The organism is Roseovarius sp. B08 (assembly GCF_051417955.1).
Classification (GTDB): domain Bacteria; phylum Pseudomonadota; class Alphaproteobacteria; order Rhodobacterales; family Rhodobacteraceae; genus Roseovarius.
On record NZ_JBPRLW010000001.1, the window covers coordinates 3,817,447 to 3,829,911 of the forward strand.

The 12,465-nt window shown below is 65.6% G+C and carries 11 protein-coding genes; 5 read left to right on the forward strand and 6 right to left on the reverse strand.

Annotation, left to right across the window (positions count from 1 at the left end; all coding sequences use genetic code 11):
* Window positions 1-49: 49 nt before the first annotated feature.
* Entirely contained in the window at window positions 50-790 is a 741-nt protein-coding gene (locus ACSQ76_RS19450) for a glutamine amidotransferase (protein ID WP_437158241.1), read from the reverse strand.
* A gap of 197 nt (window positions 791-987) precedes the next feature.
* On the opposite strand from ACSQ76_RS19450, the gene ACSQ76_RS19455 reads away from it, so the two are divergent.
* Window positions 988-2,208 (forward strand): 3-deoxy-D-manno-octulosonic acid transferase, encoded by a 1,221-nt coding sequence (locus ACSQ76_RS19455; protein WP_437157857.1) that lies wholly within the window; start codon window positions 988-990, stop codon window positions 2,206-2,208.
* Window positions 2,208-3,200: a tetraacyldisaccharide 4'-kinase gene (gene lpxK, locus ACSQ76_RS19460; RefSeq protein ID WP_437157858.1), complete on the forward strand. Its 993-nt coding sequence runs from the start codon at window positions 2,208-2,210 to the stop codon at window positions 3,198-3,200. Before ACSQ76_RS19455 ends, lpxK begins: the two co-directional genes overlap by 1 nt.
* Window positions 3,201-3,266: 66 nt before the next feature.
* On the opposite strand, the gene ACSQ76_RS19465 is transcribed toward lpxK, so the two are convergent.
* The 3 genes from ACSQ76_RS19465 to ACSQ76_RS19475 are packed head-to-tail and all read right to left on the reverse strand — an operon-like array spanning window position 3,267 to window position 5,614.
* Window positions 3,267-4,388, reverse strand: coding sequence for a CaiB/BaiF CoA transferase family protein (locus tag ACSQ76_RS19465; protein ID WP_437157859.1), 1,122 nt, complete (start codon window positions 4,386-4,388; stop codon window positions 3,267-3,269).
* Entirely contained in the window at window positions 4,385-5,086 is a 702-nt protein-coding gene (locus ACSQ76_RS19470; RefSeq protein ID WP_306128583.1) for a DsbA family protein, read from the reverse strand. Before ACSQ76_RS19470 ends, ACSQ76_RS19465 begins: the two co-directional genes overlap by 4 nt.
* Before the next feature lie 9 nt (window positions 5,087-5,095).
* The gene (locus ACSQ76_RS19475) at window positions 5,096-5,614 is read right to left on the reverse strand and encodes a DUF721 domain-containing protein (RefSeq protein WP_306128584.1); all 519 of its coding nucleotides are present in this window, start codon (window positions 5,612-5,614) and stop codon (window positions 5,096-5,098) included.
* A gap of 82 nt (window positions 5,615-5,696) precedes the next feature.
* Between ACSQ76_RS19475 and mutY the strand changes: the two genes are divergently transcribed.
* Together mutY and ACSQ76_RS19485 are read left to right on the forward strand one after the other, a co-directional pair.
* On the forward strand, window positions 5,697-6,776 hold the full coding sequence (gene mutY / locus ACSQ76_RS19480; protein WP_437157860.1) for an A/G-specific adenine glycosylase: 1,080 nt from the start codon (window positions 5,697-5,699) through the stop codon (window positions 6,774-6,776).
* A gap of 64 nt (window positions 6,777-6,840) precedes the next feature.
* A complete protein-coding gene (locus ACSQ76_RS19485; RefSeq protein ID WP_437157861.1) occupies window positions 6,841-8,001 on the forward strand; it encodes an alkane 1-monooxygenase in 1,161 nt (386 codons plus the stop codon).
* A 32-nt stretch (window positions 8,002-8,033) separates the two neighbouring features.
* Here ACSQ76_RS19485 and ACSQ76_RS19490 read toward each other — a convergent pair whose 3' ends face one another.
* Window positions 8,034-9,767, reverse strand: coding sequence for a hydantoinase B/oxoprolinase family protein (locus ACSQ76_RS19490; protein ID WP_437157862.1), 1,734 nt, complete (start codon window positions 9,765-9,767; stop codon window positions 8,034-8,036).
* Window positions 9,764-11,821 carry a hydantoinase/oxoprolinase family protein gene (locus ACSQ76_RS19495; RefSeq protein WP_437157863.1) on the reverse strand — a complete coding sequence of 686 codons (2,058 nt, stop codon included), beginning with the start codon at window positions 11,819-11,821 and terminating at the stop codon, window positions 9,764-9,766. The genes ACSQ76_RS19490 and ACSQ76_RS19495 overlap by 4 nt, the downstream gene beginning before the upstream one ends.
* Before the next feature lie 173 nt (window positions 11,822-11,994).
* Between ACSQ76_RS19495 and mscL the strand changes: the two genes are divergently transcribed.
* Window positions 11,995-12,426 (forward strand): large conductance mechanosensitive channel protein MscL, encoded by a 432-nt coding sequence (gene mscL, locus ACSQ76_RS19500; protein ID WP_437157864.1) that lies wholly within the window; start codon window positions 11,995-11,997, stop codon window positions 12,424-12,426.
* Window positions 12,427-12,465: the final 39 nt, after the last annotated feature.

A 12,465-nucleotide genomic window follows, 5' to 3' on the forward strand; every position in this document is an offset into this window, starting at 1 on the left:
CCCGAATACCGACGCGATACCGACATGGATTTTAAGACCGTCAGAGGCATTAACCCTTCGCGTATCTCTGCACGAAATTCCGCAAGATCATCTCCGGCGCGAACACGTCCGCCGCCCGGCACATGGCGATCAGACCATCGGCATCCTCGGGTGGAAAATAGCCTCGGTCGCGGTAGATCCTGATACGCGTCTCAAAGCCGTCCGCATCCGCCTCCGGGTGGAACTGCGTGGCATAGACATGCTCTCTGTACCTCACCATCTGGTAGGGGCACGCCTCGGACCTCACAAGATGTACGCATCCGTCCGGCAGGTCCTGCAATGCCTCCTTGTGACCCACAAAGGCATCGAACGCCGTCGGCACACCGGCCAGCAACGCGTCCTCCCTGCCGTCGGGCGTGACTTCGCAGGCCGAGGTGCCCACCGCCTCGCCAAACGCCCGCTTGTCGACATCGCCCTTCAGGTGCGCACCCAGGATACCGATCCCGTAACAGCATCCAAGGAAAGGAAAATCCCGCGACGTCACCTGTGGCATCAGCCCCAGCACATCCGCCTCGATCTTCGCCTCGACCTCGGATTTGTCTTCCGGCGCGTCGCTGACACAGCCGGGCCCGCCGCCAACGATCACGCCGGAAAAATCATCCAGTTCAATATCTTCCGGCAACCTCTCCTGATCCATCCGGATCCGGCGCGTGTCGCCCGCCTCTAGCCCGCCCTTGCGCAGGATCGCGGCAAATTCATCATCCGCGGCCTCTGTCTCGGGCCGTAATTGCAGGATCAGGAAGGGCTTGATCATCGAGCTTTCTCCGGTCTCTCTTTGTCCATTGGCCCCATTCCGGCCCCCCGGGTCAACCCGTCGCCCTCCCTTGACCCCGCGCGGCAATCCAATACCCTGCGCAGACCCCGGCCCGCCGCGAAGGACCCAATGGTGCAGCGTCCCTACAGCCCTGTTTTCCGGCACTTATTCACGCAATCCTGCGGAAGCCGGCCATGAGCCGTTCGCTCAGTCTCGCTGCCTATCTTGCCTATGCAAGGCGCGGCCCCGCGCGCGGTCACTCACCCACGGCACCGCGCCCGCCGGGCCGGCTGCTCTGGGCCCACGCTGCTGACACCGGCCATACCGACGCGCTCCTGCAACTCTTCGACCGGCTGCGCCTGCACCGGCCCAACCTGTCGCTTCTGCTCACCACCGCCGGCCCCGTGCCCGACACCCCCTTCAAGGCCCGGACCGAGGTCATGGTCGAGCAACTCCCCGAAGACACCGTCGCCAACGCCACTTCCTTCCTTGACCACTGGCAACCCGACCTCGCCCTGTGGACAGGCGGTGCTCTGCACCCCGCGCTGATGGACTGCGCAGCCGAGCGCGGCATCCCCATGGCCCTGATCGACGCCACCGAAACCGCCATGTCCCGCCCGGCCTGGCGCTGGTTTCCCGACCTGCCCCGCGCCCTTCTGCGGCAGTTCGAGTTCGTCATGGCCCGCGACGAGGCATCGGCCCGCTACCTGCGCCGCATGGGCGTGCCCGAGCGCGCCCTCTCGGTTACCGGCCCCCTGCTCGAAGGCACCGTCTCGCTGCCCCATAACGAAACCGACCGCACCGATCTCGCCGCCCTGCTGCTCGGTCGCCCGATCTGGCTCGCCGCCATGCTCCGCCCCGAGGAGATCGGCACGATCCTCGCCGCCCACCGCGAGGTCAGCCGCTTTTCCCACCGCACCCTTCTGATCGTCGTTCCCGACACGCCCGAAGTCACGACGCCCTTCACCGACGCCCTGGCCGAGGCCGGGATGCGTCATATCGCCTGGTCGACCGGCACCTTTCCCGACGAAACGACACAGGTCATTCTCGCCGACACCTATGGCGAAATGGGCTTGTGGTACCGCCTTGCGCCAATCACCTTCATGGGCAGCTCGCTGGTCTCCGGCGCCCATGGCTGCGACCCGAACGAGCCTGCCGCCCACGGCTCCGCCATCCTCTACGGTCCCAATATCCGCCGCTACCTGCCCAGCTATTCGCGCTTTGCCGAGGCCGGCGCCGCCCGGATCGTGGGCGACGCCGAAACGCTGGCCGCCGCCGTCAAACGCCTGATCCCTCCGGATCAATCCGCTGCCATGGCCCATGCCGCCTGGGAGGTCGCCTCGCGCAGCGCCGAGTTGACCGACCGGATCGCCGATCTTCTGAACGACCGGCTTGACCGGCTGGAGGTCCGCTGATGCGTGCGCCCGCCTTCTGGGACACCCCGCCAGACCGCCCGTCCCTGCGGGCCCGCCTGCTGTCGCCCTTGGGCGCGCTCTATGCCCGTGCCACCGCCCGCCGCGTGGCCACGGCGCCCGACTACCGCGCGCCCGTCCCGGTGATCTGCGTCGGCAACATCAACGCCGGCGGTACCGGCAAGACCCCCACGGTCATTGCCCTCGTCCAGCACCTGCAGGCGCGCGGGCGCACCCCTGCCGTCATCTCGCGCGGTCATGGCGGCAGTCTCGACGATCCCGTCGAGGTGAACGAGCGCAGCCACACCGCCGCCGAGGTCGGCGACGAACCCCTGCTGATCGCTGCCTTCACCCGTACCTGGATTGCCCGAGACCGGGCACTTGCCGCCGAGGCCGCAGCCACGTCCGGCGCCGACGTGATCATCATGGATGACGGCCACCAGAACCCGTCAGTGGCCCGCGACCTCTCGCTCGTCGTCGTCGACGCGGTCAAGGGCTTTGGCAACGGCCGCTGCATGCCCGCCGGCCCCCTGCGCGAACCCGTAGAGGTCGGCCTCGATCGCGCCGATCTGCTGCTGTCCATCGGACCCGACGCAGCCCAGATCGAGTTTCGCAAGACATGGGGCCACGTCATCCTGATACCCCATGTCGCCGGCAGGTTGGAGCCGCTGCAAACCGGAATGGACTGGACCGACACCCGATTTCTCGCCTTCGCCGGCATCGGGCACCCCGAGAAGTTCTTCGCCACGCTCCGCGGTCTTGGCGCGACGCTCTCGCGGGCCGAGGCGCTGGACGATCACCAGCCCCTGACCGAAGCGCTGATGACCCGGCTGGAAAACGAGGCGGCACTCATCCATGCCCAGCTTGTCACCACCGAAAAGGATGCCGTCCGCCTGCCCCCGGCATTCCGCCGCAAGGTGTTGACCCTGCCGGTTCGCCTCAGCCTGTCGGACTGGTCACCGCTGGACAAGAAACTCGACGCCCTCGGCCTGTGACCCTGCTTCTTCTTGGCCTAAACACTCAAACCAAAGAATAAAGCGTGGCGAAGCCATACGACCGGATCACGCCGGATCATCCTCGCCAAGCTTGGGCGAGGGCCGCACCAGCGACAGGTCCGCGTCCGAAAATCGGATCGGGCTGCGCACACCCGGCACGCCGTCCACCTCCACCCGCATACCGCGCGCCTGCACCTGGGGATCGGCGAACACTTCCGCCATGTCGTTGATCGGTCCGACGGGCACACCTTGTGCCTCACATGCGGATTGCAGGTCAGCCTTGCTCAAACGCTTTGTATAGCTGGTCAGCGCTTCGGTCAGTGTGTCGCGATGCGCCACACGGTCAGCGTTGGTAGCATAGTCCGCTGCCGCCTTCATCTCCGCCGCGCCCAGCACGTCGCAGAACCGGCCGAACTGCGCGTCATTGCCCACCGCCACGATCAGGAAACCGTCAGAACATTCGAACACCTGGTAGGGCGCCAGGTTCGGATGCTGGTTGCCCAGCCTTTGCGGAGGCGTGCCCGTGGCAAGGTAGTTCATCGCCTGGTTCGCCGTCACCGCCACCGCCGTATCCAAGAGCGCCATGTCGATATGCTGGCCCTTGCCCGTCGCCTGCCGCTGGTGCAGCGCGGCAAGGATCGCGGTGCTGGCATAGACGCCGGTGAAGATATCGGTCACCGCCACACCTACTTTTACCGGCTGGCCCTCGGGCTCGCCCGTCATGCTCATCAGCCCCGACATGCCCTGGATGATGTAATCGTAGCCGGCCTTGCCCGCGTAGGGCCCATCTTGCCCGAACCCGGTGATCGAGCAGTAAATTAACCCCGGGTTTACTTTCGTAAGACTAGGATAATCCAGCCCGTACTTGGCCAGCCCGCCAACCTTGAAATTCTCGATCAGGATGTCGGCCCCGGCTACCAACTCACGGACACGGGCCTGCCCCGCCTCGGTGCGGAAATCGGCCGTGACACTCTGCTTGCCGCGGTTGCACGAATGGAAATAGGCGGCTGACCGGTCGCCGTCACGCTCGATAAAGGGCGGTCCCCACTGGCGTGTATCGTCGCCGGCGGGGCTTTCCACCTTGATTACGTCAGCGCCCAAGTCGGAAAGCACCTGCCCGGCCCACGGGCCGGCCAGGATCCGCGCCAATTCGACGACCTTCAGCCCGGCCAGCGGCGCGGGCTTCATTCGGCCAATTGTTCGTCGATCATCGCCTTCAACTCGTCATAGGACATGTTGGAATGCGTCTCGCCGTTGATCACCAGCGTCGGCGTCGAGGTTACGTCGTCGGCTTCGGCGTTCTTCTGGAACCATGCCACCAGCGTCTTGGCCTTGTCGGCGTCGTTCAGACAGGAATCCAGCTGATCGTCGTCCAGCCCCGCGACCTTGCCGATCTTGCGCAGCCGCTCGGCAATCGCCACAGGGTCCTGACCGTCGCCGATCCAGTCCTTCTGCTGGTCATAAATCATCTCGGTGATGCCAAAGAACCGTTCTTCGCCGCCGCACCGCGCCACCATCGACGCCCACAGGCCGTACCGATCGAAATAGACGTCGCGATAGGTGAAATGCACCTTACCTTCGTCGATATACTCGGATTTCAACTGCTTGAACTGGTTCTCGTGGAAATTCGCGCAGTGCGGGCAGGTGAAGGATGCGTATTCCACGATCTTCACAGGCGCGCTTTCCTCGCCCAGCGTCATTTCCACGATCGAGGACGTGTCGATCTCTTCGGCCGGCGCGTCCGACGCCTCTTGCGCATTGGCGGCGCCCGGCAGGTCGATCACACCGCTGCTTTCGGTGGGTTTTCCGGTCTGCCCGCTCAGCCACCAGCCGCCGCCGGCCGCCAGGACAAGGGCCGCGGCCCCGGAAAGAAGCACGTTTTTCATCTCATCACCTTACGATTTCTGCGTGTTGCTTTTCGATAGTACGTTCCGACCCAGCTTTTCCAGCGCATCGCGCAGCCCGTCGTCGCCGACCGGCTGCGCCAGCCTGGCGGCGGCGGCCACAGTCATCTCGCTGGGCGCGGGCTTTTCGACCGCCTTCGGCCGGTGCTCGAAACTGGCCTGCCCCTCGGCAAAGCCGGTGGGCGCGGTCTGCGTGATCTGCACCCGCGCGATGGCGTTATAGCCATAGGCGGTGTTAACCCGCGCGCGCAGCGTTTCCTTCTGCATCTCCAGCATCGGCGCCTGTGCGCCCGTGGTCAGCACGACCAGCGTCGCACCGAACCCCTGCCGTGCATAGCTCACCTTGACGGGGCGGCAGATCGCGGCGATCTCTTCGCCCGCGATCTCGGGCCAGTGGGTCACCACGCGCGACACGGCAAAGCCCCGGCTTTCCGAGGCTTTCCGGATCTGCGCCCCCAGTAGGGCGCCGCTGCGCTTGAAGCCTTTCGTCGTGCCCCGATATGCGGGCATGGCTGACCTCCCGTTTCCTCGCCCTAATGTAGGGGTAAGAGGATGAACGACAAACGCAAAGCTGGCAAAGGCAGTATAACAGATGCGTGACAGCGAGATGAGCGCCAAGCTGCTGGAGTGGTACGACCGCCACGCCCGCCAGATGCCGTGGCGCGTGCCTCCCGATGCTAAAAAGGCCGGCGTGCGCCCCGATCCCTATGCCGTCTGGCTGTCGGAGGTGATGCTGCAACAGACCACCGTCGCCGCGGTCAAAAGCTATTTCGAGCGGTTCACTGCGCTCTGGCCCACCGTGACCGACCTCGCCGCGGCAGAAGATGCGCACGTGATGGGCGAATGGGCAGGCCTTGGCTATTACGCCCGCGCCCGCAACCTGCTGAAATGCGCCCGCGTCGTGGCGTCCGAGCATGACGGGCAATTCCCCGGCACCGCCGCCGAGTTGCTGAAACTTCCCGGCATCGGCCCTTATACTGCCGCCGCTATCTCGGCCATCGCCTTTGATGAACCCTCCGTCGTGGTGGACGGAAATGTCGAGCGGGTCATGGCCCGCCTGCACGACATTCACACCCCTCTGCCCGCCGCCAAGCCCGAACTGACAGCGGCCGCGGCCTCACTCACGCCGCATACCCGCCCCGGCGACTATGCCCAGGCGGTGATGGACCTTGGCGCCACCATCTGCACGCCCCGCTCGCCAGCCTGCGGCATCTGCCCGTGGCGCACGCCCTGTATTGCCCGCAAGAACGGCACGCAGGCCGACCTGCCGAAAAAGACTCCGAAAAAGGCCAAGCCCACCCGCCTCGGCATCGCCTATGTCGCCCGCCGCGCCGATGGCGCTTGGCTGCTGGAACGCCGCCCCGACAGCGGCCTTCTGGGCGGAATGCTCGGCTGGCCCGGCAGCGACTGGTCCGATGCACCCACCCCCGCCCCGCCGCTCGACGCAAACTGGCAGATACTCGGCGCCGAAGCGCGCCACACCTTCACCCATTTCCACCTGCGCCTGAAAATCGCCTGGACCTGCCTTGGCCCGGGGGCGGGCAATCCCTCCGACTCCACCCGATTTATCCCCGCCCATGCCTTTAAACCGACGGAGTTACCCACCGTCATGCGCAAGGTTTTTGACTTGGCCCGCGAACCCCTGCAAAACTGCGGCCAGAACCCGCGCTGAGGCGATTTGCGCAATCGCCCGCCCGCGCGCCGCGTTATAATCGGGGGGCAAAAAGGCGAAGGCCATGCAGACCACCACGCCCAAGTATCTTCCCGCCGAGAAGGTCGAGACGCTGAAGCGCGCGTTGCCCTTCTGGGCCGCCTTCTCGCTCGTGCCGCTGGCGATCATAAGCGCCACCCAGGGCGGCTGGACCGTCATTCTGCTGCCGCTCTTCACCTGGTACTTCTTCGCTGCGCTCGATGCCGTTATGGGGCTGGAGCTGGACAACCTGAACCCCGAAACGCACGAGCGGCACATTCGCATGTACACCCTCGTGACCGTGCTCTGGCCGCCGGTGCAGTTCTGCCTGCTCTACTGGATGATCTGGTACGCGACCGGACCCGGCGACGCGCATCTGAATGCTCTGGAAACCATCGTGTTGTTCTTCGGCATGGGCGTGATTTCCGGCACGGTTGGCATAAATTTCTCGCACGAACTCATGCACCAGAAGGGCAAGGGCGAGCGCTTCCTCGGCGATACGCTCCTTTCGATGGTGCTCTATTCGCATTTCCGGTCAGAACACCTGCAAGTCCACCATCGCCATGTCGGCACCCCGCGCGATCCGGTGACGGCCCGCTACAACGAAGGCTTCCACCGATTCTTCCCGCGCGTCCTGCGCGAAAGCCTGGTCTCGTCGTGGGAGGCCGAAAAGGCCATGCTGGCCCGCAAAGGCAAACCGTGGTGGGCCCTCAAGAACCCGTTCTGGAAGTATTGGGCGCTGCAAGGCTTCATGCTGCTTCTCGCTGCGCTGATCGGCGGCTGGATCGGTCTCGCGCTCTTTGTCTGGCAGGCGTTCATCGCGATCTGGCAACTGGAATTGGTGAATTACGTCGAACATTACGGTCTCACCCGCAAGCACCTGGGCGACGGCAAGTACGAGCACGTCAAACCCCAGCACAGCTGGAACGCCGCGCAGAAGGCGTCGAACTGGCTGCTGATCAACCTGCAACGCCATTCGGATCACCACTACAAGCCCAGCCGCCGCTTCCCGCTGTTGCAGAATTACTCCGAGGACGAGGCGCCGCAATTGCCCTTTGGCTACCCTGTGATGACCGTGGCCGCGATGATCCCGCCGCTCTGGCGTCGGGTGATGAACCCCCGCGTCCGCCGCTGGCGCGAGAGATATTATCCGGAGATCACAGACTGGAAGCCCTACAACAAGGCCCTGAACCCGCCACCGCGGTAGCATCTCATTTCCGCGGCGCGCGGCCTTTCCTGTCACCCCAGACGGTTCTGCGTCGTCGCCACCGTATCCACCACGCCATCCTCGATCACCACGCCGAACAGCCGCTCTGCTTCCTCAACCGAGTACCGGCCCAGCCGCACATCTTCGACCACAAGCTGCGTGTCACGCTGCATCGGATCGCCATACCCGCCGCCGCCCGGCGTTCTCACCCGCACCCGGTCGCCGGGGCCAAGCGGAATGTCCTGCTCCTTCGACAAGTGCGCGGGCGTATAGGGCACGCCCGCCTGCCACACCGTCACCTCGTTGGGCGCGCCGTCGCCGCCGCCCATCGCGCCCTGCGGTCCGAACCGACCGTGATCCATCACAAAGCTCGCCTTGGCCTGACCGCGCCGTAACTCCACCTCGTAATCAAGGCCGAACCCGCCGCGCATCCGGCCCGCACCGCCCGACCCCTCGCGCAGCGCGTAGCGGTGGTAGAGCACCGGAAAGGCCTGCTCCATGATCTCCACCGGCGGCGCCTTGGAAATGCCGATTGTGGAACAGCCGTTGGTGATCCCGTCCCCCTCGGCCCAGCCGCCATAACCGCCGCCCGACAGCTGGTACATCACGAAGTTCCGCCCCTTTGCCGGGTCATGTCCGCCCAGCGCGAAGTTTCCGCTGGTCCCCGCCGGCGCCGCCGTCACCCGCTCGGGCAGCGCCTGAACCAGCGCGGCGAATACCGCCTCCGCGATCCGCTGGCTGACCTCCGCCGCACAGCCCGACACTGGGCGCGGATATTGCGCATCCAAGAACGTGCCTTCGATTCCCACAACTTCCAACGGCTCGAAGGCCCCCGCGCTGATCGGCACGTCGGGAAAGATATGCCGCATCGCAAGGTAGACCGAGCTCAGCGTCGTCGCCCGAACCGAATTCATAGGCCCAAGGCACGGCGGTGCCGACCCGGTGAAATCAAACACCAACCCCTCGGCCTCCCGCGTGACCGTCAGCCTTATCACCAAAGGCTCATCGACCACGCCGTCGCTGTCGATCCACGCGACGGAGTCGTAAGCTCCGGCCGGAATCTTCTGGATGAACCGCCGCATCTGCTGCGCAGCGCGGTCCCGCAGCGCGTCAATCGCCGCCTCGACCACCTCGTCGCCATAACGGTCCATCAGTGCGCCCAGCCGCTCGGCCCCAAGGTCCAAAGCCGCGGCCTGCGCCCGCACATCCCCGATCCGCTGGTCCGCCACGCGGATATTGGAACAGATGATGCTGTAGATCTCCGCATCCATCCGCCCCCGCTTGAACAGCTTCACCGGCGGCAGGCGCAACCCTTCCTGCTCCACCGCCGTGGCACTGGCGGAAAAGCCTCCGGGCACCGCACCCCCTGTGTCGGGCCAATGCCCGGTATTCGACAGCCAGCAGAACAGGCGATCCCCGCGATAGAAGGGCCGCGCAAACCGCACGTCCATCAGGTGCGTGCCACCCAGATAGGGATCGTTGACGATATAGATATCCCCCGGCTCCGGCGCGCCCACGCGCCCGTCCCCGATCATCTCGATCAGCGTGGCCGTGGAATATTGCATCGTGCCCACGAAGACCGGCAGGCCACCCGCGCCCTGCGCGATCAACGCCCCATCGGCAGCGGCGTATATCCCGTCCGAACGGTCATTCGCCTCGGCGATCACCGGCGAAAACGCGGCCCGTGAAAACGCCAGGTCCATCTCGTCACAGACCTGCTGCAACCCGGCCTGGATCACCGACAGCGTGATCGGATCCATCGTCATGGCGCCTCTCCCACGGCGATCAGGATATTGCCATGCGCGTCTCCCGTCGCCACGCAGCCCGGCTCTATCAGCACGGTCGTATCCATCTGCGCCACGACCCCCGGCCCTTCCAGACGAAACTCCGGCGGCAGGTGGTCGCGCCAATAGATCGGCGTCTCGTGCCAGCCGTCCTCGAAGCGCACCCGCCGCGAGCCCTGCCGGGCCTCTTCCAGTGTCGCCTTCCGCCCCGCCGGGTCGACAAGCACCGACAAATCCAGCGGCGCCCGCACTCCGATGACCGAGCAATTGGCATTCACCACATGCGCCCGAATCTCGGGCAGCCGCACTTTAAAACGTGCAAAATAAACGTCCTCGAACAGCGCCTGCAACTCATCCGGCGTCACGTCCGGCCGCTCCAGCGGAACACGTAACAAATGCGTCTGCCCGGCAAACTGCATGTCCACGCTATAGACATGCCGCACCCCGGTCATCGCCACACGCTCGCGGTCCAGCATCGCCTTGCCCGCCGCCGCCTGCCCGGCGAAGACCGCCGCCAGTTCGCCCGCCTCCAGCGCGTGCACTGGCCTGTTCACCGTCTGCACGAAATCATGCCGCAGGTCGGCCACCACGCAGCCCAAGGCGTTGGTGATCCCGGGCCGGGCCGGCACCAGCACGCGCGGCACACCCAGTTCCCGCGCCAGCGCGCAGGCATGAAGCGGCCCCGCCCCACCAAAGGCGAACAGCGCGAAATCCCGCGGATCGGCCCCCAGCGACAGCGACACCATGCGAATGGCCCCCGCCATCTTGGTGTTCGCCATGCGGATCACCGCCAGCGCTGCCTCGGTCACGTCCAGCCCCAGCGGCTCGGCCAGGTCCCGGGCAAAGGCCTGCGCCACGTCGCCCGCGCTCACCACGCCGGTTTTGGCCAGCTTGGCCGCATCCAGCCGCCCCAGGATCAGGTTCGCATCCGAAATCGTCGGCCGCGTCCCGCCCCGCCCGTAACAGATCGGCCCCGGATCCGCCCCGGCACTTTCCGGCCCCACATCCAAAAGTCCCGCCGCGTTGACCTTCGCGATGGACCCGCCCCCGGCCCCCACCGTGCGCACGTCCACCATCGGCACGTGAATGGGCATGGCGTACTCGATCTCGATCTCGTGCGACACCGGCGGCTCGCCCCCCCGGATCAGTGCCACGTCGGTCGAGGTGCCGCCCATGTCATAGGTGATCAGGTTGACCAGCCCCGCCTGTCGCCCGGTATAGGCCGCCGCCATCACGCCCGAGGCCGGGCCCGACATCACCGTCTTCGCCGCCTCGCGCGCCACCAGCCGGGCCGAGACCATGCCGCCATTGCCGTTCATCACCAGAACGTCGCGGTCATATCCGCCCTCCGACAGGCTGTCCGTCAGCCGCTTCAGGTAGCGGTCCAGGATCGGTTGCACACTGGCATTCACCGCCGCCGTCACACCCCGCTCGTATTCCCGGCTTTCCTGCAAGATCGCATGGCCCAGGGTGATATGCCCGTTGGGCCAGACCTCAGCGATGATCTCCCCGGCGCGCAGTTCATGCCCGGGGTTGGCATAGGCGTGCAGGAAATGCACCACCACCGCTTCACATCCCTCGGCCAGCAACCGCTCCGCCGCCATCCGCACCGCGTCATCCTCCAGCGGTACCACGACTTCACCTGCGGCATCCATCCGCTCCGGCACTTCGATCCGCAGGTCGCGCGGGATGATCGGGGTGAACTGCCCCGTCATGCCATAGGCTTGCGGCCGTGTCCGCCGCCCCAGCTCCAGCACGTCGCGGAAACCTTGCGTCGTGATCAGCCCGGTTCGGCTCAGCTTGCGTTCCAGCACCGCGTTCGTCGTCGTGGTGGTGCCATGCACGATCAGGTCGATCGCCGCCAGCTCCGCCTCTGCCGCCGTCAGCGCATCCATCACGCCGAAGGCCTGGTTCTCGACCGTGGTCGGCACCTTGGCCAACTTCACCTTGCCGCTGGCCGGATCAAGCTGCACGAGGTCGGTGAACGTCCCGCCCACGTCGATCCCCACGATCGTGCCCTTCTGCCGGTCTGTCATCGCCGTCCCTTGCCTGCGCTCTCGGAACGTCCGCGAGGGGCCGGCAAAAGTCAATCTCGGGGACACACCCGGCACCTTTCCCCGAACAAATCGTCCCATTCGTTCCCTAACTTGTGCTAATGGAAGCTCCGGCAGAGGCGGCAAAAGCCTCGCCACGGAAAGAGGACACAACAATGCTCAGCGAATTCAAGGATTTCATTGCCCGCGGCAATGTCATGGACATGGCCGTCGGCATCATCATAGGCGCGGCGTTCACCGCCATCGTCTCGTCCATGGTGGCCGACCTGATCAACCCGATCATCGGTCTCTTCACCGGCGGGCTCGATTTCACCAACAACTATATCATCCTGTCCGGCGACGTGGCCGAGGGCGCCTCGCTCGAGGCGGCACGCGAGGCCGGCGCCGCCGTCTTCGCCTGGGGCGCTTTCGTCATGGCCGTGATCAACTTCCTGATCATCGCCTTCGTCGTGTTCATGCTGGTGCGCTACGTGAACAAGGTGAAGGACGCCGCCTTCAAGCAGAAGGAGAAAGAGCCCGAAGCGGCCCCCGGCCCGAACGAGATCGACCTGCTCGTGGAGATCCGCGACGCGCTGAAGGCTCGCTGAGGCCAGATTCTCGGAACTCCGATATCGGCGGGCCCGGTG